We start from the raw sequence: 21,879 nt of genomic DNA, 5'->3' as shown, positions 1-21,879 counted from the left end.
GAGCAAGCTCGCTCCCACAGGGTTCGGTGGTGACTGGACTCAATGCGTCCCGCGCGGAATGGTCTTGAGCAAATCTTCCGGGCTGATATGTCCCACCACCGGCTGCGCGGTGCTGCCCGGCAGCGGCAGGTCGAGGATGTGCCCCTTGATCTTGCCGACCACGTGCATTTCGCAGGGCTTGCAGTCGAACTTCAGCGTCAGCACTTCATCGCCGTGAATCAGTTGCATCGGCGCGACCTTGGTGCGCACGCCGGTGACGCCCTTGGCTTGCTTGGGGCAGAGGTTGAACGAGAAGCGCAGGCAATGCTTGGTGATCATCACCGGCACTTCGCCGGTTTCTTCATGGGCTTCGAAGGCCGCGTCGATCAGCTTGACGCCGTGGCGGTGGTAGAAGTCCCGGGCCTTCTGGTTGTAGACGTTGGCCAGGAATGACAGGTGCGATTCCGGGTACACCGGCGGTGGCGTGGTCTCGGCCTTGCGCCCGCCCCGTGGGTGCGCCGCGACGCGTGCCGTGGTCAGGGCTTCGATCACCTCGCGGCGCAGGGCCTTGAGCTGGGAGTTGGGAATGAAAAAAGCCTGGGGCGCGTCCAGCTTGATCGACGTGGCGTGATACTCGGTGGTGCCCAGTTGGCCGAGCAGATCCTGCAATTGTTCCAGGGCTTGCTCCGGCTTGTTCGCCAGGCCGAAGGGACCGTCGAGGGCCACGCTGGCGCTGATGCCTTCTTCGCTGGTGGCGGTCAGCGCCAGGCGCTCTTCACGCAACTGTGCGACCCAGGCCAGGCCCACACGGCGCTCGGCGGAGGTCTTGAGCAGCGCTTGCTGCCAGTTGTGATCGAGGTTGCGGCTCAGCGGATGGTTGGGGCGCAACTGGTACATGCCGGTCGGCATTTCGTTGGGCTCGACGCGGTAGCGGTAGCGCTTCTGGCCTTCGTCATCGACGAATTCGCCCTTGGGCTCGGCGATGTTGGCCCGGAAACCCACCACTTCGCGCTTGACCAGCACATTGAGGCCGTCACCGTTGGACAGTGGATCAGAGGTCACCACTTGCAGGTCGCGCTTGCCGACTTTTTCCACCACGCCCACCGGTACGCCGGTGAACGTCGGCGAATCGAAGGCGCCGATGTCGATCTTGCGCTCGCTGACGAAGTAGTCAGTGCTGCCACGGTGGAAGGTCTTGTCCGGGTCCGGCACGAAGAAATGCGCGATGCGGCCACTGGAGGCGCGGGCCAGGTCGGGGCGGTCTTCGAGGACATCGTCCAGGCGCTGGCGATAGTAGGCAGTGATGTTCTTCACATAGGCCGCATCCTTGTAGCGGCCCTCGATCTTGAACGAGCGCACGCCAGCTTCCACCAGGGCGCGGATGTTGGCGCTCTGGTTGTTGTCTTTCATCGACAGCAGGTGTTTCTCGTAGGCGACCACCCGGCCCTGGTCATCTTTCAGGGTATACGGCAGGCGGCAGGCCTGGGAGCAATCGCCACGGTTGGCGCTGCGGCCGTTTTGCGCGTGGGAGATGTTGCACTGCCCGGAAAACGCCACGCACAGCGCGCCGTGGATGAAGAACTCGATGGCCGCGTCGGTTTCGTCGGCGATGGCGCGGATTTCCTGCAGGTTCAGCTCACGGGCCAATACCAGTTGCGAAAAACCGGCCTGGTCGAGGAATTTCGCCCGGGCGAGGGTGCGAATGTCGGTCTGGGTGCTGGCGTGCAGCTCGATCGGCGGGATGTCCAGTTCCATCACGCCCAGGTCCTGGACGATCAAGGCATCGACGCCAGCATCGTAGAGCTGGTGGATCAACTGGCGGGCCGGCTCCAGCTCGTTGTCGTGCAGGATCGTGTTGATCGTGGTAAACACCCGGGCGTGGTAGCGGTGGGCGAACTCCACCAACTGGGCGATATCGCTCACCTCGTTGCAGGCGTTGTGACGCGCGCCGAAACTCGGGCCACCGATGTACACGGCGTCGGCGCCATGCAGGATGGCCTCGCGGGCGATGTTCACGTCGCGGGCGGGGCTGAGCAATTCCAGATGATGTTTAGGCAAGGACATGTTTTTTTAGTCAGGCTGGTCACGGTCGAAGCGCGCATTGTAGCCGCCAGGCGCCGGATCGGCACCTGCGCAACCCGACATTGGGCGATATGAGGCGATATGCGGTTGATTGCCGCGTCAGGGCCGGGATGCACCGGCACTGCACCAGCGGTTTCGCCCGGTGTTCTTCGCCAGGTACAAAAACGCGTCCGCCGCCTTGATCAGCATGGCCGGGGTTGCGTCCTCGTTGCCTGGCTGGCAGGTGGTGATGCCAGCACTGATGGTCACGATCCCCAAGGGATGATCGCCATGCTCGATGTTCAAGGCCCGGACGGCTTCGAGGATCTGCTGCGCGACCTGGGCGGCGCCAGTGCTGTCGGTGTTGGGCAGCAACACGGTGAATTCCTCGCCGCCGTAGCGGACCGCCAAGTCACCTGGCCGCTTGATCGTCTGCCCGATCGCGCCGGCGATGGCCCGCAGGCAGTCGTCACCGGCGGCGTGGCCGTAGCGGTCGTTGAAGCGCTTGAAGTAATCGACGTCGAGCATGATCAGGGCCAGGGACGAACCCTGGCGCTTGGCCAGGCGCAGCTCATCGGCCAGGGCAATGTCCAGCCGCCGGCGATTGCCCAGCCCGGTCAGGCTGTCGGTCAGCGCCATGTCGCGCATGGCCTGGTGGGCGCTGCGGATCTGTTTTTCCATGGTCATGCGGTAGCGCAACTGGCTCAGCACGATGAGACCGAAAGCCACCAGTACCGAGATCAGGAACACCAGCACCAGGCTGGTCTTGAGCAGGTCGCGACGCCAGGGGCCGATGATTGAATCCCGGGACAGGCCGGCTTCCACCACCAAAGGGTAGGTGGTCAGGGCCCGGTAGCCGTAGAGGCGCTCGGTGTCGTCGACGACGGCCCTGGCTTCGGCGATGCCCTGGTTGGAGGTGGGCAAATGCTCCCGGAAAATCACGCTGTTGACCAGGCTCTTGCCGATCACCGAGGCGACGAAAGGCCGGCGCACCAGGATCGTTCCACTGCGTGTCGCCAGGACCAGCGCGCCCTTGTCGTCGATCTTGAAATCACCGTAGTAATCGACGAAATAGCTGACCTTGACGGTCCCGAGCAGCACGCCCGCGAACGATCCGTCGGGGTTGTTCAGGCGCCTGGAGACAGGAATGATCAAGTCATTGGTGGAGCGACTATTGATCACCTCGCCGATGCGTACACCCCGGTCCTCGTGGGTGCGGTGGTACAGGAAATAGTCGCGGTCGGCGTTGTTCGCCGTTTCCGGGATCACCTCCTTGTCCGTCGCCAGCCACTGGCCATCGGGGCCATAGATGAACAACCCGTGCAACTGCGGCATGATCGCGGCCTGTTGCACCAGCAGCCTATGGATGCGCGGTATGTCCATGTTTTGCAGACCATCGCCTTCCACGCGTTCGGCGAGGGCGGCGGTCACCACGTCCACTTGTCGAATGGTGTCTTCGGCGTGCTGGGCGGTTGCCCGTGCCAGGTTTGTCACCGAATCGCGGGCGGAGGCGAAGGCCGCGCGATAATCACGCCATGTCCGCCAACCTTCGACGGCCAGGAAGGCGATGATGACCACAAGCATGAAACTGACGGTCAGCCGAAATGCCGCCCCAGCTCGCACAGCCTGCTGGGAGAAGGCTTCATCGGGGCTTTCGTTTTTTGGCTCTGGCTGCTTGCGTCCGAGCATTGACATATCCTTTCCACGACAGGTGCGCGCGCTTTCAGCGCGGAGCCTATCCTATTCGATTTCAGCACGTTAGCTAACTGCGACGTGGCAGATATAGCCCACGACACACGCCACAAGAGGAAGGTTCATGAAAGTTGGCGTCATTTCCGATACCCACGGCCTGCTGCGCCCCGAAGCGCTTGCGGCGCTGCAAGGCTGCGAGCGGATCATTCATGCCGGTGATATAGGCAGCCCGCAGATTCTGGAAGCATTGTCCGCCATCGCCGAGCTGCATGTGGTGCGGGGAAACAATGACTTGGCGGCTGATTGGGCAGGGCACATCGCCGATTGCCTGCAGTTCGACCTCGGCGGATGGCAAATGCTGTTGGTCCATGACATCGCCGACATGCCGACGCCCCTTGGCCCGGACGTGAGACTGGTGGTCACCGGCCATTCCCACAAACCGCTGATCGAATGGCGCGGCGAGCGGCTCTACCTCAACCCTGGCAGCGCCGGCCGGCGGCGTTTCAAGCTGCCGGTGACGCTGGCGCTGCTGGAGATCAGCGAACAGGCGATCGAGCCGCGGATCGTGCCGTTGCTGCCGTGACGAGCGGGTTTACCTGAAATACTTGTCGACGTAGGCCTGGATTTCCTGGCGCATGAAGCGCCCGGATTCATCTGCGCGTTCCTCCCAGCCGAACACGCACGCGGTGACGATGCCATCGAAGCCGGTCTTGGCCAGCTCGCCAAAGAACAGGTCCCAGTCGATCTCGCCCTGGTGCATGTCCATGTGCTGGTGCACCGTCACTTTGGCGCCGGGCGGGTTGACGATGTAGCGCAGGCCGGACGAGGCCTTGTGGTTGTAGGTGTCGGCGATGTGCACGTGGGCAATCATCGACCCGGCTTCGGCGATCATGGCCTTCATGTCATCGCCGAAGTAGAACGTGTGTGGCGTGCAGTAGAGGAACTTGACGTTGTCCGAGCCGATGGTCTTGAGCATGTCCAGGGCCGGGTGCAGCGTCTCGCACCAGTCCTCCGGATGTGGCTCGACGTTGAGCGTGACGCCTTCGGATTCGAGGATCGGCACCAGTTCCTCCATCGAACGCCACCAGGCCGCTTCGCTCGACTCATGGCTGTGCACGCCGCCACAGCAACTGACCTTATGCCCGCGATCCGGTGACGGCCCGCGGCCGAATTCCGAATTCATCGTGGTGCAGCCCATCTCCACGGCGACCTGGATCGCTTCTTTCCAATAGTTCACCGCTGCCCGGCGCTCGTCCTCGTGCGGGCTGGCCCAGCGGTACATGGGTAGCAGCGAAGCCAATTGCAGGCCATGGTCGCGCAGGGCTTTCTTGAATTCGGCGATGCGTTCCTTGTGGGCCCGCGGGCGAACCCACCACGGCAGGAAATCTTCCCGTGGCGACAGCTCCAGATATTCGTAGCCGAGCTCGGCGGTCTTGCGACAGAGGTCCGGCAGGCTCAGGTGGCGGTGCATGTAGGGATCGAGGGCGATTTTCATTGTTTTTCTCCTTGGGGAACGTTCATGACCGTGGCGAGGGAGCTTGCTCCCGCTGGGGCGCGAAGCGGCCCCTTTTTTGGGACTGCTGCGCAGTCCAGCGGGAGCAAGCTCCCTCGCCACAGGAATTCTCTCGCAGCGGGTTAGTAGGCGACCCAGGTTGAATCGTTATTAGCCGATTCCACGCAACGCTCGACCCAGCGCACGCCGTCCACGCCAGCGTCGATGTCGGGGTAGCGCAGCGCGGCCAGCGTCTCGGTGTCGCCACGATTGGCAGCGTCCATGGCGAGGGCGAAGCGGCGATAAAGATTGGACCAGCCTTCGAACAGCCCTTCGGGATGGCCGCCACCGATGCGATCGTCTTGCAGCGCGTCGGGATGCAAGTAGCCCATGCCGCGCTCGAGGGTTTGCGCGGGTTGGCCCTGGATTTCGAAACTCAGCTGGTTCGGACGTTCGTCCCACCATTCCAGGCTCGCCCGGGACCCGATCACGCGGATCTTCTGGCCGTGCATGGAACCGGCGTTCACCGCGCTGGACCAGACCATGCCCATCGCGCCGCTTTCGTATTCCATCAAGGTGTAGGCGTTGTCCTCCAGCGGGGCGCGGCTGGCGACGAAGCTTTGCCGGCTGCACATCAGGCGCTTGATCTGGAAGTCGGGCAGCATGACTTTGGACAGGTACAGCGGATGCGTGCCCACGTCGCCCAACACATAACTGGGCCCTGCCTGGCGCGGATCGACGCGCCATTGCGTCGCCTGGTTCCGGGCCTCTACCGGTGCGCTATGAAAACCGTGGGCGAACTGCATATGCACCATGCGAATCTCCCCCAGCTCGTGGGCGGCGATCATCGTCCGGGCCTGCTCGATCAACTGGTGCCCGGCATAGCCGTAGGTCAGGCCGACGATGCGGCCCTTGGATTTCGCCAGGCCCCGCAGCGCCTCGGCCTCGTCGAGGGTGAAGCACAGCGGTTTTTCGCAGACCACATGCAAGCCGGCGTCAAGGGCCGCGCGAGTAATGGCGTAGTGCGTGCCGTTGGGGGTGGCGATCGACACCGCCTCGATGCCGTCGGGCCGCTGCGCTTCCAGCTCGAACAGGCTCAGGTAGTCCGGATAACAGCGCGCCGGGTCGATCCCCAGCTGTTGACCAAAGACCCGGCCACGCTCGGGGTCGATATCCAGCGCGGCGGCAACCAGTTCGAAGTTGCGGTCGCGCAGGGCGGCCGAGCGGTGGATGTAGCCAATCTGGCTATTCTCGCCGCCGCCGACCATGGCCCAGCGGAGGGGCCGTGCAAGGATGTTACTGCCGTTGATCATGAGGATTCCTTTGCCCTTGAAAACCGATGCGGGAGAGATAGGCACGGCTGGCCGCCACGTCTTCCAGGCTGGTGGCGGCATTGCGAGGGTCGCGTTCCTGTTCGACGGTGATGCAGCCCTGGTAACCGAGCTCATGCAGAAGGCGATGCAACGCCGAGTAATCGATGACGCCACGCCCGATCGGGCACATCACGCCCCGGGCGCAGGCGGCGAAGAAGCGGATATGCTCGTTCAACACCTGGTCGAAGACCGCCGGGTCGATGTCCTTGAAATGCAGGTAATCCACGCGGTGAGCGTAGGTACGCAGTGATGCGAGGGGGTCCATGCCTGCGTAATAGAGGTGTCCGGTGTCCAGGCACAATCCAGCGACGTCGTGGGGAATGTCATCCACCAGCCGCGCCAGCTCATCGGCGAACTCGATATGACCGCCCGCGTGAGGATGAATGACCGCGCGGATGCCGTAGGCGTGCCAGGCGATGTCGGCGATGGCGCGGATGTGCGCCATCATTGTGTTCCAGCGCGCGTCGTCCAGACGCGGTGCACGGTCTGAATGACCAGCGGCGTAGTCGCGTTCGTCGTGGCCCCAGTCGATGATCACCAGGTAGGGGCCGCCGAAGCGTTGGCCGGGTTGCGGTTCGATGGGCGGCAACTGTTTGAGCAATCCGCAGATGGCGTGGGCCTGGCGCAGCAACTCCGGCAGGTTGGCCGGACTCACCAAGTCATCGAAAATCGTCCCCGCGACGATATGCAGGCCGTGCTCCGACAGCGCTGGGCTGAGGGTCTCGGCCTCCAGCGGCAGATAGCCGCAAGGCCCCAACTCGATGCCGCGATAACCCGCCTCGGCGGCTTCGCCCAGCACCCGTTGCCACGCTGGCAGGAACGGGTTCTTGATGTCATCGACGCCCCAGCAGCAGGGCGCCGTGCAGATGTGAATCGCCATGGAAGCACTCCGGCGGTGTTGTTGTTTTTGTCTTGCCCCGATGCTATTGCCTCGGCGCGGAGCGGGCCATGGGGCGATGGCTTAATGTGTCAAAACCCCTCATGATGCCGGAAAGAGGTGTCAAGACATGTCAAAGCAGCCCCGCCGAAAACTACGACCGACCATGGCCGACGTCGCCCGGGAAGCCGGCGTGAGCCTGTCGACCGTCGACCGAGTTCTGAACCTGCGCGCCGATGTCCGCGCCGACACCGCCCAGCGCATCGCGGCAGCAGCGGCGCGCTTGGGCTTTCATGCCAAGGGCGTGATCGAGCAACGCGTGCTCAACGACCGTCCCACCTTGCGCTTGGGCTTCCTGTTGCAGAAAAGCGGGGTGCCGTTCTACCAAGGGCTGGCCCACGCCCTGTCAAACGCCGCCGCCACCTGCGCGCGAGCGCGCATTCGGGTGGTGATCGGTTACCTGGACGACCTCGACCCCGTCAACGTGGCGCAACGCATCCTGGCCCTGCGCGACCAGGTGGACGGCCTCGGCGTGGTGGCGGTCGATCACCCCAGGGTGCGCGAGGCGGTGGCCCGATTGCGTGAGACAGGCATATCGGTGGTGGCGTTGCTGTCGGAATTATCGAGCAGCGCCGGCACCGGCTATGCCGGCCTTGACAACCGGCTGACCGGACGCACCGCTGGCTGGTTCATCAGCCGCCTCACCAGGCAGCCCGGTCCAGCGGCGGTCATGCTCAGCAGCCAGCGTTTCCAGTGCCAGGAATTGTGCGAACTGAGCTTTCGCAGCTACCTGGCGGAGCACTCCAACGAGTGGGAACTGCTCGCCTCGCGCCTGACCCTGGAGGATGACGAGTTTGCCTATGGCAACACCGTCGACTTGCTCACGGCAGAACCCGACCTGGCGGGGCTCTACGTCGCCGGCGGCGGCATCGCCGGGGTGTTGCGCGCCCTGCGCAGCCTCCAGGAACGGCAACTGCGCCTGCCCGTGGTGGTGTGCCATGACCTCACGCCGCTGACCCGCGACGCGTTGAAGACCGGGTTGGTCCAGGCAGTACTTTCCCATCCGGTGATCGCCTTGGCGGAAGAGGCCGTCGATGCCTTGGTCGAGGCTGCGACGGCCACGTCGGCAGGGCCGGTGGCGAGGCGGGTGGTGCCGCTGCAGGTTGATGTACCGGAAAGCGTCTAAAATCCCCAAGGTATTTGCCTGCAAAAAAGCTGTACAAAACTCTAATCTTGTACAAATATCGGTTTGCCTTCGCAAACCGGTTGCTTGCCCATGCCCAGATCCTTAGCCGCCCGCCACCGCTTGATCAGTGTAATGAGCCTTGCGCTGGCGCTGTACGCCAGTGATGCCTTGGCGGATTGGCGCGAGGCCTTGCCCGGAGCGGATCTGATCGGCGAGGCAGATTTTCGCTGGTACGGGTTCGCCGTCTACCGGGCGCGGCTCTGGAGCACCGTGTCCAAGCCGAGCCTGGACACGCCTTTTGCCCTTGAACTCGATTATCGGCGCCGCATCAGCAAGCAGGACCTGGTCGAAACCAGCCTTGAGGAAATGCAACGCGTCACCGGCACGGTGCAGGACGCCGGGCGCCTGGAAGCCTGGGCGGCGCAGATGCGCGGTGCCTTTGTCGATGTGCAACCCGGCACTCGCATCACCGGCGTGTACCTGCCCGGCCAAGGCAGTCGCTTTTATGTCGATGGACGCCTTTCCCGCGAGATTGCCGACACGCTGTTCTCCCGATGTTTTTTCTCGATCTGGCTCGATCCGCGCACGCGTCATCCCGAGTTGCGCCAACGATTGCTGGGGCTCGATACGTCAAACGCAAAAAGGAGCACGCCATGATCCGTCTGCTGGCCATCTTGTTGCTGGTGATGGGCCTGACCAGTTGCGGCAATGTCAACGTAGGCCGCTATGCCGACCAGCAACCGCAACTCGACCTGGAGCGTTTCTTCAGCAAACCCGTCAAGGCCTGGGGCATCTATCAGAAGCGCTCGGGCGAAGTGATCAAGCGTTTCGAAGTGGATATTTCCAGCCGTCGCGAGGGCGATCGACTGATACTCGACGAGCGTTTTCTCTACAGCGATGGCAGCCGGCAGCGTAGGGTCTGGACATTGACGCCAACCGGCCCGGGCCTTTGGAGTGGCCGCGCCGACGATGTAATTGGCGAGGCGTTGGGGGAGGTGGCGGGCAATGCGCTGCGCTGGCGCTATCGACTGAACCTGCAAGTGGACGATTCCACTTACGAGGTGACGTTTGACGACTGGATGTACCTGATGGACGAGGACACGCTGATCAACCGCTCCAGCATGAGCAAAGCCGGCATCGAACTGGGACAAGTGACGCTGTTCTTCCGTCGCCAGGCGGGGGACATGCAATGACTTTGAAAGAACTGCTCCAACTGGCCGTCGAGGGTCGGATCGTCGAGTTGGAATTGCTCTCACTGGAAGGCGGAATCTACCTTCTACGTGTCCGATTGGACCGGAAAGTGCTCACGTTGCTTGACGAGTCGGGACATTCGTTTCGAGTTCGCTCCACCACGCATCTGCGGGAGCTGTTGCGCGATGTGCCGCGCCTGCCCTGTACGCTGATTCAACAGGTTGTCCATGATGAAATGTGCGGCCAGCGTGAAGGGCTGATCGAGCCGCTGCGCCTGCCGCTTTTCCTGGATGAGCCTTGGTAGACAGGCCGATGCCGTGGCTACTGGGCGTCGGCCAGGCGTACGGCCAGCGGCAGCCCTATCGCCCATAGCGGCGCCAGCACCAGCGCGGTGCCGAGCATCCCCAGCGGCAGTGAAACACCTGTCAGTGGTGCGCCCGCGCAGTAGGCGAGGGGGCCGCCGACTGCGCCCGCGAGGGCGCCAAGCCACAGCTTTTTTCCAGCCCATGCCAGGCTGTGGCGCAGCCCGCTGGCAAAAACCAGCCAGAGCAGCGCCAGCCACAGCGGCAACGGGCTTTCAGCGAATTCGAACAGGCCCAAGATCCCCAGGCTCCCATCCAGCAACATGCCGCTCACACCGACACGCAGCATCGCCCGGCGCTCGGCCTTCGGGTCGGGGCACAACAGTAGGTGAGCGAGCAATCCAACCACCACGGCAGCAAGCCATGCCGGCTGGTGCGCACCCAGTACACACGCCCACCAGCCCAATTGCAGCCAGAGCGCATTGGCAATCAGCGCGGTGCGACTGATCATGCTTGACGTTGCTCCAGCAAGGGCGCGGGGCGGGCCCCGGGGGCGGCGAACAGCAGTTGTGCGACGCCAATGGCACGCTCCTGGAACCCACCCTCGCAATAGCACAGGTAAAACTCCCAAAGGCGCTGGAACGTCTCGTCATAACCCAACTCCAGCAGGGCTTGGCGCGACTGGCGGAAGTTGTCGTGCCAGTGGCGGAGCGTGCGGGCGTAGTGCGCGCCAAAATCTTCCAGGTGCAACAAGTTGAGCGGCGTCTGGGCGCTGGCGGTCTTGAGCAGCATCGACAGGGATGGCAGCGCCCCTCCGGGGAAAATGTGCCGCTGGATGAAGTCCACCGAACGCCGGGCCTGGTCGTAACGCTGGTCGCGGATGGTGATGGCCTGGATCAGCATCAGGCCGTCGTCCTTGAGCAGCGCGGCGCAGCGGCGAAAGTAGTCGGGCAGATAGCGGTGGCCGACGGCTTCGATCATCTCGATGGACACCAGTTTATCGAAGCGTCCCTCCAGGTCGCGGTAGTCCTGGCATAGCACCTCGATGCGTTGTTGCAAGCCTAGCGCTGCGACACGTTGGCAGGTGTGCGCGTACTGCTCTTGGGAAAGCGTCGTAGTGGTGACTTTGCAGCCGTAGAGGGTTGCAGCATGAATGGCCAGGCTGCCCCAACCGGTACCGATCTCCAACAGGTGGTCGCCGGGTCGCAAATCAAGTTTCTGGCAGGTGCGTTCGAGCTTATTGACCTGGGCCTCTTCGAGGCTTTGTCCGGGGTGTTCGAACATGGCCGCGGAATACATCATCGTGGGATCGAGCAAGCGTTCGAACAGCGCGTTGCCCAGATCGTAATGGGCCATGATGTTACGCCGCGAGCCTTTGCGGCTGTTGCGATTGAGCCAGTGCAAGCCGCGCAGCAAAGGCCGGCCGAGGCGAGCCAGACCGCTGTCCATGGCGTCGAGCACGTCAAGGTTGGCGACGAACAGGCGAGTGACGGCGGTGAGGTCGTTGCTGCGCCAGTAACCGTGGATGTAAGCCTCGCCGGCACCGATCGAACCATTGCTGGCGACCATGCCCCAGACGGCACTGTCCAGTATCTCGACCTCGGCCTCCAGAGGGCTGGACACGTCGCCAAAGCTCAACGGCTCGCCATCAATCACCAGGCGCAGGTGGCCGTGAAGCAGGCGGCGCAGTTGTGCGAGTACGGCCTGTTTGAACAGGCCACCGCTCAACGGACAGCCGGTGCTGGCCTTAGTGACGCTCAGGGTGGGTTCGGACATGGTCTGGATCCTTATGGACGGTTTCGCCGACGCTCAGGTCGCCATCGCTGGCCTGATGGTCGTGCAGGGGCGTGCGTTTGAAGAGCAGGCGCAGGGCCTGCCAATAGATGGCGCTCACGGTGCGCAGGCTCATCCACGGAAACGCCAGCACATAGCGACGCAGCGCTGGCGCGTCGAGGGGGCGACGTTGCAGTGCAAGGTCGGCCTCGAACACCTTTTGGCCAGCACGCCAGTTCTCCATGCGCACGCGGATGTGCGAGTCCTGGATCAGGAAGCGCATGCGGTAGTCCATGTCCCGTGGCAGGAACGGCGAGACATGGAACGCCTTGGCGACCTGGAACAGGTGCGGCTCGCCGGGGGTTACCGGCAGCACGTAATGGTGGCGCTCACGCCAGGGTGTGTTGCGCACTTCACAGAGAATTGCGGCCAGGCGCCCGTCGGTTTCGTGGCAAAAATAGAAGCTCACCGGATTGAAGGACAGGCCCCAACTGCGTGGTTGGGTCAACAGATGGATTGCGCCTTGAGGAACGGAGCCCAGCGCTTGCCCTACGACTTTGCGCACCGCTTGAATCAGCGGGATGCCCGCGAGAGTAAGGGCCGGCAGGTAGTCACGCTCACGCCAGCACAGCGGCGCCACGCGCCATGGCCGCAGCAAGCGCGACAGGTCCAGCACCTGCGCCTGTTCAGCGAGGTCCAGGTAAAGCATGCCGATCGGATAGCGGAACCCATGGACGCGGGGCGTATGGCGCCGATGATCGATCCAGCCATGGCACACGCTGCTGTTCAAAGCACTTCTCCGAAATGCTCCGCCACGGCGAGTGCGCTGACGACGCCGTCTTCGTGGAAGCCGTTGGCCCAATAGGCCCCGCAGAAATAACTGTGGTGACGCCCTTGCAGTTCGTTTTGCCGGGCCTGGGCGGCGATCCCGGCGAGGCTGTATTGCGGATGGGCGTAGTCGAAGCGGGCGAGGACCTTGGCCGGGTCCACCGACGCACTTTGGTTCAGGCTCACGCAGAACGTCACCGGCGCATCGAACCCCTGGAGAATGTTCATGTTGTAGGTCAATGCGGCAGGTGCCTGTGGCGGACCGCCCAGACGGTAGTTCCAGCTCGCCCAGGCATTCTGGCGCCGTGGCAACAATCGAGTGTCGGTGTGCAGCAGCACCTCGTTGTGGGCGTAGGCCAGGGCACCGAGCACATCGACTTCATCGACGCTTGGGGTATCGAGCAGCGCCAGGGCCTGGTCGCTGTGACAGGCGAAGACCACCTTGTCGAATCGCTCCGGGCCACGATGGCTGTGCACGGTCACGCCGTCGGCGTCCCGGGTGACCCGCTGCACCGGACAGTCGAGATGAACGCGCTGGCGAAAGCGGGCGCACAACGGGTCGATGTAGGCGCGGGAGCCACCTTCGAGCACTCGCCATTGCGGCCGTTGGTTGACCGACAGCAGCCCGTGGTTGTGGCAGAACCGCACGAAGAATTGCAGCGGAAACTCCAGCATCCCTGCTGGCGACATCGACCAGATCGCCGAGCCCATCGGCACGATGTAATGCTCAATGAACCGTTGCCCGTAGCGTCGGTCGCGCAGGTAATCACCCAGTCGAGTGGCGCCGTCGATACGCTGCGCCTTGAGGTCCGCAGTCGCCTCGCGGTTGAACCTGAGAATGTCCAGCAGCATGCCCCAGAACCCCGGAGACAACAGGTTGCGCCGGCGGGCGAACAGGCTGCCCAGGGTGTGCCCTTTGTATTCCTGGCCGGACGCCGGGTCATGCACCGAGAAACTCATTTCCGTCGGACGCGAGGCCACGCCCAACTGGTCCAGCAAGCGAATGAAGTTCGGGTAGGTCCAGTCGTTGTACACGATGAAGCCGGTGTCCACGCCGTAGCGCTGGCCCTGCCAATCGACATCCACGGTATGGGTATGGCCGCCGATTCTGCCATCGGCTTCGAACACGGTAACCTGATGCTGGCGGGCCAACAGGTAGGCGCAGGTCAGGCCCGAGATGCCGCTGCCGATGATCGCGATGCGCATGTTTCAAGCCTCCTCTGTGTTGCGTGACAGACGACGGCCAAGCGCAAGGCGCCAGCGCGCAGGCAGGTGCCCGAGCAACCGCATGACAAAAATGAAGGCCCACGGAAACGCGATATCCAGCGGGCGCGCGGCCAGGCGTCGCGCGATGTGCTGCGCGGCCCGTTGTGCCGACCAGATCTGGGGCATCGGGAAGTCATTGCGCCGGGTCAGGGGCGTATCGACAAAACCGGGGCTCACCAGGGTGACGTCGATGCCTTCTGCGGCCAGGTCGATGCGCAACGATTCGAGCAGGTAACGCAACGCAGCCTTGGAGGCACCGTAGGCGCCGGCCCGGGGCAGGGCCAGCCAGGTCACCGCGCTGCACACCGCGACCAGATGCGGGGCTTGGCCTCGGCGCAACAGGGGCAGGGCCGCTTCCAGGCAATGGCAAGTGCCGAGCAGGTTGGTGTCGAGTACGCGCTCCACCAGGCGTGTGTCGAACTGCCCCGGTTCCAGGTATTCGCACGTGCCAGCGTTGAGAATCACCTGATCGAGGGCGCCCCATTCGCGGTCGATGCGCTGGAGGATGGCGGCGATCTGCTCCGGATCGGTCACGTCTCCCGGAAGGACGAGCACCTGATCCGGAAAGTGTTCGGCCAAGGCTTGCAGTGGCCCGACCTGCCGAGCGCTCAACGCCAGGCGATGGCCCTGTCCGAGCAGCACCGCAGCCAGCTCGGCGCCGATGCCGCTGCTGGCACCGGTCAGCCAGATGCGGCTCATGCCAGCCTCCGCTTGAGCCAGCGAATCAGTGGGCCGAAGAGAGGCAAGTGCTCGTAGAGCAGGGCGCCGGCGTCGAAGAAATCCCGATGCAGATAGACCCGGTCGTTCCAGCGCAAGTAGGTGCAGCCTGGCAATTCGATCGGCGCCCCGCCGTTCAGGCGCGGGTGACGAAAGCGCAGCGTCCAGCGCAGGTAGCCCTCGCCGGGGCCGGTTTCATCGTAGCCATGGAAGTCGTAATGCAGGTCGCTGACGTTGGCGTAGAGCTGGGCGAAGTATTCGCGCAGGGCCGGCAGCCCTTCGACCCGGTGCAAGGGGTCTTGGAACACCACGTCTGTACTGTAGAGCCTGTCGAGTTCAGCCAGGCGGCTGGCATCCAGCTCGGCGAACGTGTGGGCGAAACCCTTGAGAAAGGCAGACATGTCAGGCTCCGAAAGTTGTACACGATGTTGTTTGTGTACAAGTATTCGGAGCGTACTGCATGAGTTGTACAAGATAAAGAAATTTGTATAGGTTTTTGTTTATTTGTACAACGCACATGAGTGCTATAGCTGCCGCATATCCAAATGGGAGCGGACTTGCTCGCGAAAGCGGTGGGTCAGTCATTGAAGATGTTGGCTGTGATACCGCCTTCGCGAGCAGGCTCGCTCCCACAGGGGGCTGTGGTGTACATCAATGCTGTGGCTGAACATCCAAAGATCTCAGGGCCGCTTCGCGACCCAGCGGGAGCAAGCTCCCTCGCCACGGTTATCGGCTTTAAATGCGGTCTCTGGTGAGGCGACGGGGCAGCCGATTGTTAGTTGTCATGGCTGCCTTTCAACCATCGCCAGGGTCGGATAATCCGTATAACCAGCCTCTTCACCCTGATAGAACGTGGCTGGATCGGGCGCATTCAACGCTTCACCCAAGCGGAAACGCTCCACCAGGTCCGGGTTCGCCAGGAACGGTGTGCCAAACGCCACCAAGTCCGCCGAGCCCTGGCTGATCGCCGCCCCCGCACGTTCAGCGCTGTAGCCGCCGTTGGCGATGTACGGGCCACCAAAGCGCCGCTTGAGCTCGACGAAGTCGAACGCGCCTTCGCCCAATTCCACAATGTGCAGGTACGCCAGGCCATAGCGGCTGAGCATGCGGGCCGCGTAGTCGAAAGTTGCCTGGGGATGGCTGTCGCTCATCGAGAAATAGCTGAAGATCGGCGACAGGCGAACGCCAACGCGGCTGGAACCGAACACTTCGATCACCGACTCGATCACCTCCTTGAGGAAGCGCGCGCGGTTTTCGATCGAGCCACCGTAGGCATCGGTGCGCTGGTTGGTGCCGTCACGCAGGAACTGGTCGATCAGGTAGCCGTTTGCGCCGTGGATTTCCACGCCGTCGAAACCGGCGAGCTTGGCGTTGACGGCGGCCTGGCGGAAATCATCGACCACGCCAGGGATCTCATCCAGCGCCAAGGCACGGGGCAATTCATAGGGCTTGAGGCCCTCGGCGGTATAGATTTCGCCGTCGGCCTTGATCGCCGACGGGGCGACGGGCAGGGCGCCGTCAGCCTGGACCAGGGAATGGGACAACCGGCCCACATGCCAGAGCTGCAGATAGATCTGCCCGCCCTGGGCATGGACCGCGTCGGTCACTTGTTTCCAACCGACAACCTGCTTTGCCGTGAAAATCCCCGGCGTGCGCAGGTAGCCCTTGCCCTGTGCCGAAACCTGCGAGCCTTCGGTGACGATGAGCCCGGCGCTGGCCCGCTGGCTGTAATACTCGGCCATGAGCGGCGTCGCGACATCGCCGTCGCCGGCGCGGCTGCGGGTCATGGGCGCCATGACCATGCGGTTTTTCAAGGACAGCTTGCCGACCTGGACGTGGGACAGCAGAAGATCAAGACCGATGTTGCTCATGGTGTACCTCTGACGTAATGGAAGGATGAGATGCATGGAGTTCGAAGGGCGATCAGGCCAACCGCCCTTGTTGTTTCAACTGGCCGCCGATGCGGCGGATTTCGCTTTCGCCCTGTTCCAGTGCTGCCTCGCTGGTGTGGACCGAGTAGTGACCCATCACCAGGTCGTGGGGATGCTTGACCGCTGAACCGAGTACGAAGGAGGTCGCGCCCCGGGCAACGATGTCGATGGCTGAGCTGGATTCCTGGAAGATCACCATCTCCCCGGCAGCGACATGTGCGCCCACGTCGAGGCTGCCGCTGTTAACGGCCAGCCAGGCAACTTCATGTCCGGCCGGCGGCGTGTAGCGCCAGCGCTCCTTGTCCTTGAGCTGCACGGCCAGGTAGTTCATGCCCGCGGGGGCGTTAACCGCGCTGCGCGCAGCACCGTACTCACCAAGCAGGACCCACGCCGGACCTTCCCGGGGAATCTCCGAGGGGGCGAGATAAACACTGTGGGCCGGGGCATTCTCCTGGGCCGGCGGCAACGCTACCCAGAGCTGGAAACCGCGTATGGCGGAGCCGCCAACGGGCCGGGCGTCATGCCACACGCCATTGCCGGCTTGCATCCATTCCATGCCACCACTCGGTAGCGTGCCGGATTTGCCGGTGGTGTCCTCGTAGATCACTTCGCCCTCGATCATGTAGGTCAGCGTTGCGATCCCGGAATGAGGGTGCATGCCGAAGCCGCGTGGCATGCCCTTGGCGTTTAATTCGAACAGGTCGAGGAACACGAAAGGTTTGCACAGTTGGCCGAGATCGCCGGGGCTCATGAGTCGGGTAATGGGGCCGTGGCTGCTGCCGCGGGTGCGGTGGACGATGGCGCGCGGTGGTGTCGCGACGATGCTGTTCATGAGAGGTCCTCGCCGTTTCGGAGCACGTTGGTTTCGATGGAGAAAGAGTAAGCGGCTTCCAATAGCTTGATTAGTCGATACAATCGGATTGAACTCATCCATTAAACGAAGGAATTCCGATGCTGGACCTGAACGACGTGGCGCTGTTTGTCCAAGTGGTGCGCTGCGGCAGTTTTGCCGAAGCGGCCAGGCGCCTGGGCATGCCTTCGAACACCGTGAGCCGGCGCGTCCAGCAATTGGAAGCGCAGTTGGGCGCGCGGTTGCTGCAGCGCTCCACCCGCAAGCTCACGCTGACCCAAGTGGGCGAGGGGTTCTACGAGCGTTGCGTGGGCGCGGTGGACGGCTTGATGGATGCGGGCCAGGCACTGATGCACGGCAGTGACGAACCAGCCGGCCTGGTGCGGATCGCCGCGATGGCGGATTTCTTCGATTTCTTCCCGATGGAATGGATTGCCGACTTCCTCGCCGCGCACCCGCGAGTGCAACTCGATTTCGTGCTCAGCGATGCCCGGGTCGACCTGATTGCCGATCGCATCGATGTCGCGTTTCGAGGCGGTGTGCTGCAGGACTCGGGGTATGTCGGCCGGCAACTGCTCGGCAATGCCAGCGACGGCATGGTGGCCAGTCCGGCCTACATCGCTGCGTGGGGCATGCCGACGTCGCTGGACGACCTGGCTCGGCATCACAGCGTGAATTTCCCCCATCCCAGCGGACTGAGCCAGTGGCAGCTCATCGGTCCGGATGGCCATGAAGTGGAAGTGCAGATATCCAGCCGCTTCAACGCCAACACCGCCCAGGCGTTGCGCAAGGCCGCGGTGGCGGGCCTGGGCATTGCCGTGTTGCCGTCGGCGTTGAGTGCCATGGACCTGGAAACCGGCCAACTGGTACGCGTGCTGCCACAGTACCAACGCAACGGCTTCGGCCTGAACGTCCTTTACCCCAGCCGACGGCAACTGCCCTTGGCGGTCTCGGCATTCATCGGGTTGGTGATGGAGAAACTCGAGCTCAAGGCGTTTCCGGCTCGGCCGCGCTGAACGCACCTTTTCGGTACTTTTTGACCTTGGATTGCCCTCGGTTGGCGCAACGCCGGACCGAGCAGTTTTTTCCTTCCCAGCCGCAATAAAAAGCCTCGTTTCGCAAATTCCTGCCTGCCAACACAATCGCCTCGACAGCTCATTTCGATAGCTGCAATCGCAGAACAACAAGAAAAGATACCCGAGGCGGCGCCACGCCGACCTGAGCCAAACCCACTGCCGGAAGTGCCCAGACATGCCCGTTGAAACCCTACGCATCGATACGCTTGTAATAGGCGCCGGCCAGGCCGGCGTCGCCATGAGTGAACATTTGAGCCGCCAAGGCGTGCCGCACCTGGTGGTCGAGCGCAACCGCATCGCCGAGGCCTGGCGCACGGCGCGCTGGGATTCGCTGGTCGCCAACGGCCCGGCCTGGCATGACCGCTTCCCCGGCCTCGAATTCGCCTGCCTGGATCCCGATGCCTTTGCCTCCAAGGACCAGGTGGCCGAGTACTTCGAAGCCTACGCCCGCAAATTCAATGCGCCGATTCGCACCGGGGTGGAGGTGCGCAAGGTCGAGCGCACTGTCGGTCGCCCGGGTTTCACCGTTGATACGTCGGACGGCCTGATCGAAGCCACCAATGTGGTAGTCGCCACTGGGCCCTTCCAGCGCCCGGTCATTCCGCCCATCGCGCCTGAGATAGCCACAGTCACGCAGATTCATTCGGCGCAATACCGCAACCCCGCGCAGTTGGCCGAAGGCGCCGTGCTGGTGGTCGGCGCGGGGTCGTCGGGGGTGCAGATCGCCGATGAATTGCAGCGCGCCGGCAAGCAGGTCTACCTCTCTGTCGGCGCCCACGATCGCCCTCCGCGGGCCTATCGCAACCGGGACTTCTGCTGGTGGCTGGGGGTGTTGGGCGAGTGGGATGCCGAAGCGGTCAAGCCGGGCAAGGAGCACGTGACCATCGCCGTGAGCGGGGCGCGGGGCGGCCATACCGTGGACTTTCGTCGGCTGGCCCACGAAGGCATCACCCTGGTGGGCCTGACCCGGGCGTTCGACGGCAGCGTGGTGAGTTTCGAGTCCAACCTTGCCGAGAACATCGCCCGTGGCGATGAAAACTACCTGGCCTTGCTCGACGCCGCCGATGCCTATATCGAGCGCAATGGCCTGGACCTGCCGCCCGAACCGGAGGCGCGCCGGTTGTTGCCCGACCCTGAATGCATGACCCATCCGATCCAGGAGCTGGACCTGGCCGAGGCGGGCGTACGCACGATCATCTGGGCCACCGGTTATTCGGTGGACTACAGCTGGCTGAACGTCGATGTGCTGAAAGCCGACGGCAAGCCTCGCCATCAGCGTGGCGTCAGCAGCGAGCCCGGTCTCTATTTCGTCGGCCTGCCATGGCAGTCGCGGCGCGGCTCGGCGTTCATCTGGGGCGTGTGGCACGACGCCCGGCACATCACCGACCACATCGTCAAACAACGCACGTACTTTGACTACCGCGATGCATCCCAGCGCGATTCGCAACCTTTGAAAACCAGCCTGACGGGAGTTCGTTGATGCCTACTCATACTCGCATCCGCATGTTCAACACCAAGGACACCTACCCGAACCAGACCCTGGACAACGACCTGTGCCAGGCCGTGCGCGCGGGCAATACCGTGTACGTCCGTGGACAGGTCGGCACCGATTTCGACGGCCGGCTGGTCGGCCTCGGCGACCCGCGTGCCCAGGCCGAGCAGGCCATGCGCAACGTCAAGCAATTGCTGGAAGAAGCCGGCAGCGACCTGAGCCACATCGTCAAGACCACCACCTACCTGATCGACCCGCGCTACCGCGAGCCGGTGTACCAGGAGGTCGGCAAATGGCTCAAGGGCGTCTTCCCGATTTCCACCGGGCTGGTGGTCAGCGCCCTCGGCCAGCCGCAGTGGCTGATGGAAATCGACGTGATCGCGGTCATTCCAGAATAAGGAGCACGACATGACGTTTTCCATCGTCGGACGCTGTGCCGAAACCGGCCAGCTGGGCATCGCCATCAGCTCGTCGAGCATCGCCGTCGGCGCCCGTTGCCCCTGGCTGCGGGCCGGGGTAGGCGCGGTGTCGAGCCAGAACATCACATTGCCTGCGCTGGGGCCGCAGATTCTCGACGAACTGGCTGCCGGATCGGTTGCGCAGGAGGCGCTGGACCGTGCCCTGGCGCGCAACGGCTACAGCGAGTATCGCCAGGTCGCCGTGGTGGATGCCCAGGGGCGTACGGCGGTTTTCAGTGGTCGCCACGCCTTGGGTGTCCATGGCGCCGTGGTCGGTGGGCAGTGTGTGGCGGCCGGCAACCTGTTGGCGGGCGATGGCGTCATCGCCGCCATGGTCGCGGCATTCGAGCAGGGCGAGGGCAGTCTTGCGTCCCGGCTGTTGGGCGCATTGCAAGCGGGCCAGGCCGCCGGTGGCGAAGCCGGGGCGGTGCATTCGGCGGCGCTGTCGGTGGTGGACGACCTGACCTGGCCAATCGTCGATCTGCGGGTCGATTGGGCGGAAGAAAACCCCATCGGCGAACTGGAAAAACTCTGGCTCGCCTATCAGCCGCAGTTGCAAGATTACCTCACGCGCGCCCTCGATCCGACCCAGGCGCCCAGCTACGGGGTGCCAGGCGATGAGTGAGCTGCGCAGCCGAGCACTGCTCGCCGAACTGGTGGGCTTTGCCACGGTCAGCCGCGATTCGAACCTGGCCCTTATCGAGTTCGTTCGCGATTACCTGCACGGCCTGGGGGTGAGCAGCGAGCTGATCTACAACGCCGAGCGCACCAAGGCGAACCTGCTGGCGAGCATCGGCCCGTCGGTGCCGGGCGGCGTGGTGTTGTCCGGGCACACCGATGTGGTGCCGGTGGATGGGCAGGCCTGGACGGTCGAACCGTTCCGCTTGAGCGAGCGGGACGGCAAGTTGTTCGGACGCGGTACGGCGGACATGAAAGGCTACCTGGCTTCAGTGCTCGCGGCGGTGCCGACATTCCTGTCCAGCCCGTTAACGCGCCCTGTACACCTGGCGTTCTCTTATGACGAAGAAGTCGGTTGCCTGGGCGTGCGCGGTCTGTTGGAAGTCCTGCAGCAACGGATTGCGCAACCGACCTTGTGCCTGATCGGCGAACCCACCGAACTGCAACCGGTGCTGGGCCACAAGGGCAAGTTGGCGATGCGTTGCCATGTCAAGGGCGCGCCTTGTCATTCGGCCTACGCGCCTTACGGGGTCAACGCCATTGAGCAAGCCGCGCGGCTGATCGGCCATCTGGGTGAGATCGGCGCGGAGCTGGCCGAGCCTTCGCGACACGACGCGCGCTTCGATCCGGCGTATTCGACGGTGCAGGTCGGCGTGA

Annotated in this window: 23 protein-coding genes; 10 read left to right on the top strand and 13 right to left on the bottom strand. The window is 63.5% G+C overall.

The annotated features are described in order from the left end of the window. Positions 1–39: 39 nt before the first annotated feature. Positions 40–2,043, bottom strand: coding sequence for a peptidase U32 family protein (locus OC610_RS05695; protein ID WP_264426951.1), 2,004 nt, complete (start codon positions 2,041–2,043; stop codon positions 40–42). A 117-nt stretch (positions 2,044–2,160) separates the two neighbouring features. Further along, positions 2,161–3,729 (bottom strand): sensor domain-containing diguanylate cyclase, encoded by a 1,569-nt coding sequence (locus OC610_RS05690; protein ID WP_264426950.1) that lies wholly within the window; start codon positions 3,727–3,729, stop codon positions 2,161–2,163. Between the two features lie 127 nt (positions 3,730–3,856). Between OC610_RS05690 and OC610_RS05685 the strand changes: the two genes are divergently transcribed. Continuing rightward, the gene (locus tag OC610_RS05685) at positions 3,857–4,315 is read left to right on the top strand and encodes a metallophosphoesterase family protein (protein ID WP_264426949.1); all 459 of its coding nucleotides are present in this window, start codon (positions 3,857–3,859) and stop codon (positions 4,313–4,315) included. Between the two features lie 9 nt (positions 4,316–4,324). Here OC610_RS05685 and OC610_RS05680 read toward each other — a convergent pair whose 3' ends face one another. The 3 genes from OC610_RS05680 to OC610_RS05670 all read right to left on the bottom strand — a co-directional run bounded on the left by OC610_RS05680 (position 4,325) and on the right by OC610_RS05670 (position 7,477). Then, the gene (locus tag OC610_RS05680; protein ID WP_264426948.1) at positions 4,325–5,227 is read right to left on the bottom strand and encodes a sugar phosphate isomerase/epimerase family protein; all 903 of its coding nucleotides are present in this window, start codon (positions 5,225–5,227) and stop codon (positions 4,325–4,327) included. Between the two features lie 140 nt (positions 5,228–5,367). Further along, positions 5,368–6,537, bottom strand: a complete 1,170-nt coding sequence (locus tag OC610_RS05675) for a Gfo/Idh/MocA family protein (RefSeq protein WP_264426947.1) — start codon at positions 6,535–6,537, stop codon at positions 5,368–5,370. Then, entirely contained in the window at positions 6,521–7,477 is a 957-nt protein-coding gene (locus OC610_RS05670) for a sugar phosphate isomerase/epimerase (protein WP_264426946.1), read from the bottom strand. The genes OC610_RS05675 and OC610_RS05670 overlap by 17 nt, the downstream gene beginning before the upstream one ends. Before the next feature lie 127 nt (positions 7,478–7,604). Between OC610_RS05670 and OC610_RS05665 the strand changes: the two genes are divergently transcribed. The 4 genes from OC610_RS05665 (at position 7,605) to OC610_RS05650 (ending at position 10,155) form a co-directional block, all read left to right on the top strand. Continuing rightward, complete coding sequence (locus OC610_RS05665) at positions 7,605–8,660, top strand: LacI family DNA-binding transcriptional regulator (protein WP_264426945.1); 1,056 nt, start codon at positions 7,605–7,607, stop codon at positions 8,658–8,660. Positions 8,661–8,750: 90 nt separating this feature from the next. Then, positions 8,751–9,317: a chalcone isomerase family protein gene (locus OC610_RS05660; protein ID WP_264426944.1), complete on the top strand. Its 567-nt coding sequence runs from the start codon at positions 8,751–8,753 to the stop codon at positions 9,315–9,317. After that, positions 9,314–9,853 (top strand): DUF3833 domain-containing protein, encoded by a 540-nt coding sequence (locus OC610_RS05655; protein ID WP_198796529.1) that lies wholly within the window; start codon positions 9,314–9,316, stop codon positions 9,851–9,853. The genes OC610_RS05660 and OC610_RS05655 overlap by 4 nt, the downstream gene beginning before the upstream one ends. Then, complete coding sequence (locus OC610_RS05650) at positions 9,850–10,155, top strand: DUF6482 family protein (RefSeq protein ID WP_264426941.1); 306 nt, start codon at positions 9,850–9,852, stop codon at positions 10,153–10,155. The genes OC610_RS05655 and OC610_RS05650 overlap by 4 nt, the downstream gene beginning before the upstream one ends. Positions 10,156–10,172: 17 nt before the next feature. Here the strand turns inward: OC610_RS05650 and OC610_RS05645 are convergent, their stop codons facing one another. The 8 genes from OC610_RS05645 to OC610_RS05605 all read right to left on the bottom strand — a co-directional run bounded on the left by OC610_RS05645 (position 10,173) and on the right by OC610_RS05605 (position 17,500). Beyond that, on the bottom strand, positions 10,173–10,661 hold the full coding sequence (locus OC610_RS05645; protein WP_408636543.1) for a DUF2878 domain-containing protein: 489 nt from the start codon (positions 10,659–10,661) through the stop codon (positions 10,173–10,175). Beyond that, the gene (locus OC610_RS05640; RefSeq protein ID WP_264426939.1) at positions 10,661–11,929 is read right to left on the bottom strand and encodes an SAM-dependent methyltransferase; all 1,269 of its coding nucleotides are present in this window, start codon (positions 11,927–11,929) and stop codon (positions 10,661–10,663) included. Before OC610_RS05640 ends, OC610_RS05645 begins: the two co-directional genes overlap by 1 nt. Then, positions 11,901–12,716, bottom strand: a complete 816-nt coding sequence (locus OC610_RS05635; protein WP_264426938.1) for a DUF1365 domain-containing protein — start codon at positions 12,714–12,716, stop codon at positions 11,901–11,903. The genes OC610_RS05640 and OC610_RS05635 overlap by 29 nt, the downstream gene beginning before the upstream one ends. Further along, positions 12,713–13,960 carry an NAD(P)/FAD-dependent oxidoreductase gene (locus OC610_RS05630; protein ID WP_264426937.1) on the bottom strand — a complete coding sequence of 416 codons (1,248 nt, stop codon included), beginning with the start codon at positions 13,958–13,960 and terminating at the stop codon, positions 12,713–12,715. Before OC610_RS05630 ends, OC610_RS05635 begins: the two co-directional genes overlap by 4 nt. Positions 13,961–13,963: 3 nt before the next feature. After that, the gene (locus tag OC610_RS05625; RefSeq protein WP_264426936.1) at positions 13,964–14,719 is read right to left on the bottom strand and encodes an SDR family NAD(P)-dependent oxidoreductase; all 756 of its coding nucleotides are present in this window, start codon (positions 14,717–14,719) and stop codon (positions 13,964–13,966) included. Beyond that, the gene (locus tag OC610_RS05620; RefSeq protein ID WP_264426935.1) at positions 14,716–15,138 is read right to left on the bottom strand and encodes a nuclear transport factor 2 family protein; all 423 of its coding nucleotides are present in this window, start codon (positions 15,136–15,138) and stop codon (positions 14,716–14,718) included. The genes OC610_RS05625 and OC610_RS05620 overlap by 4 nt, the downstream gene beginning before the upstream one ends. 381 nt (positions 15,139–15,519) lie before the next feature. Next, entirely contained in the window at positions 15,520–16,608 is a 1,089-nt protein-coding gene (locus OC610_RS05610) for an alkene reductase (RefSeq protein ID WP_264426934.1), read from the bottom strand. A gap of 52 nt (positions 16,609–16,660) precedes the next feature. Next, on the bottom strand, positions 16,661–17,500 hold the full coding sequence (locus OC610_RS05605) for a pirin family protein (RefSeq protein WP_264426933.1): 840 nt from the start codon (positions 17,498–17,500) through the stop codon (positions 16,661–16,663). Between the two features lie 119 nt (positions 17,501–17,619). Between OC610_RS05605 and OC610_RS05600 the strand changes: the two genes are divergently transcribed. The 5 genes from OC610_RS05600 to OC610_RS05580 all read left to right on the top strand — a co-directional run. Then, the gene (locus OC610_RS05600; RefSeq protein WP_264426932.1) at positions 17,620–18,534 is read left to right on the top strand and encodes a LysR family transcriptional regulator; all 915 of its coding nucleotides are present in this window, start codon (positions 17,620–17,622) and stop codon (positions 18,532–18,534) included. Positions 18,535–18,769: 235 nt separating this feature from the next. Further along, positions 18,770–20,074, top strand: a complete 1,305-nt coding sequence (locus OC610_RS05595) for a flavin-containing monooxygenase (RefSeq protein WP_264426931.1) — start codon at positions 18,770–18,772, stop codon at positions 20,072–20,074. Further along, a complete protein-coding gene (locus tag OC610_RS05590) occupies positions 20,074–20,484 on the top strand; it encodes a RidA family protein (protein WP_264426930.1) in 411 nt (136 codons plus the stop codon). The genes OC610_RS05595 and OC610_RS05590 overlap by 1 nt, the downstream gene beginning before the upstream one ends. 10 nt (positions 20,485–20,494) lie before the next feature. Beyond that, on the top strand, positions 20,495–21,169 hold the full coding sequence (locus OC610_RS05585; protein WP_264426929.1) for a DUF1028 domain-containing protein: 675 nt from the start codon (positions 20,495–20,497) through the stop codon (positions 21,167–21,169). Beyond that, a partial coding sequence (locus tag OC610_RS05580; RefSeq protein ID WP_264426928.1) for a M20/M25/M40 family metallo-hydrolase occupies positions 21,162–21,879 on the top strand: 718 nt, incomplete at its 3' end. The genes OC610_RS05585 and OC610_RS05580, both read left to right, overlap by 8 nt.

This window comes from Pseudomonas agronomica (assembly GCF_025917275.1).
Taxonomy (GTDB): Bacteria; Pseudomonadota; Gammaproteobacteria; order Pseudomonadales; family Pseudomonadaceae; genus Aquipseudomonas; species Aquipseudomonas agronomica.
This window is presented reverse-complemented; position numbering and strand designations above follow the sequence as displayed.

Excerpts from the sequence above, each read along its gene's own strand:
- OC610_RS05695 (WP_264426951.1), bottom strand. The coding sequence starts at position 2,043 with ATGTCCTTGCCTAAACATCATCTGGAATTGCTCAGCCCCGCCCGCGAC.
- OC610_RS05690 (WP_264426950.1), bottom strand. The coding sequence starts at position 3,729 with ATGCTCGGACGCAAGCAGCCAGAGCCAAAAAACGAAAGCCCCGATGAA.
- OC610_RS05685 (WP_264426949.1), top strand. The coding sequence starts at position 3,857 with ATGAAAGTTGGCGTCATTTCCGATACCCACGGCCTGCTGCGCCCCGAA.
- OC610_RS05680 (WP_264426948.1), bottom strand. The coding sequence starts at position 5,227 with ATGAAAATCGCCCTCGATCCCTACATGCACCGCCACCTGAGCCTGCCG.
- OC610_RS05675 (WP_264426947.1), bottom strand. The coding sequence starts at position 6,537 with ATGATCAACGGCAGTAACATCCTTGCACGGCCCCTCCGCTGGGCCATG.
- OC610_RS05670 (WP_264426946.1), bottom strand. The coding sequence starts at position 7,477 with ATGGCGATTCACATCTGCACGGCGCCCTGCTGCTGGGGCGTCGATGAC.
- OC610_RS05665 (WP_264426945.1), top strand. The coding sequence starts at position 7,605 with ATGTCAAAGCAGCCCCGCCGAAAACTACGACCGACCATGGCCGACGTC.
- OC610_RS05660 (WP_264426944.1), top strand. The coding sequence starts at position 8,751 with ATGCCCAGATCCTTAGCCGCCCGCCACCGCTTGATCAGTGTAATGAGC.
- OC610_RS05655 (WP_198796529.1), top strand. The coding sequence starts at position 9,314 with ATGATCCGTCTGCTGGCCATCTTGTTGCTGGTGATGGGCCTGACCAGT.
- OC610_RS05650 (WP_264426941.1), top strand. The coding sequence starts at position 9,850 with ATGACTTTGAAAGAACTGCTCCAACTGGCCGTCGAGGGTCGGATCGTC.
- OC610_RS05640 (WP_264426939.1), bottom strand. The coding sequence starts at position 11,929 with ATGTCCGAACCCACCCTGAGCGTCACTAAGGCCAGCACCGGCTGTCCG.
- OC610_RS05630 (WP_264426937.1), bottom strand. The coding sequence starts at position 13,960 with ATGCGCATCGCGATCATCGGCAGCGGCATCTCGGGCCTGACCTGCGCC.
- OC610_RS05625 (WP_264426936.1), bottom strand. The coding sequence starts at position 14,719 with ATGAGCCGCATCTGGCTGACCGGTGCCAGCAGCGGCATCGGCGCCGAG.
- OC610_RS05620 (WP_264426935.1), bottom strand. The coding sequence starts at position 15,138 with ATGTCTGCCTTTCTCAAGGGTTTCGCCCACACGTTCGCCGAGCTGGAT.
- OC610_RS05610 (WP_264426934.1), bottom strand. The coding sequence starts at position 16,608 with ATGAGCAACATCGGTCTTGATCTTCTGCTGTCCCACGTCCAGGTCGGC.
- OC610_RS05605 (WP_264426933.1), bottom strand. The coding sequence starts at position 17,500 with ATGAACAGCATCGTCGCGACACCACCGCGCGCCATCGTCCACCGCACC.
- OC610_RS05600 (WP_264426932.1), top strand. The coding sequence starts at position 17,620 with ATGCTGGACCTGAACGACGTGGCGCTGTTTGTCCAAGTGGTGCGCTGC.
- OC610_RS05595 (WP_264426931.1), top strand. The coding sequence starts at position 18,770 with ATGCCCGTTGAAACCCTACGCATCGATACGCTTGTAATAGGCGCCGGC.
- OC610_RS05590 (WP_264426930.1), top strand. The coding sequence starts at position 20,074 with ATGCCTACTCATACTCGCATCCGCATGTTCAACACCAAGGACACCTAC.
- OC610_RS05585 (WP_264426929.1), top strand. The coding sequence starts at position 20,495 with ATGACGTTTTCCATCGTCGGACGCTGTGCCGAAACCGGCCAGCTGGGC.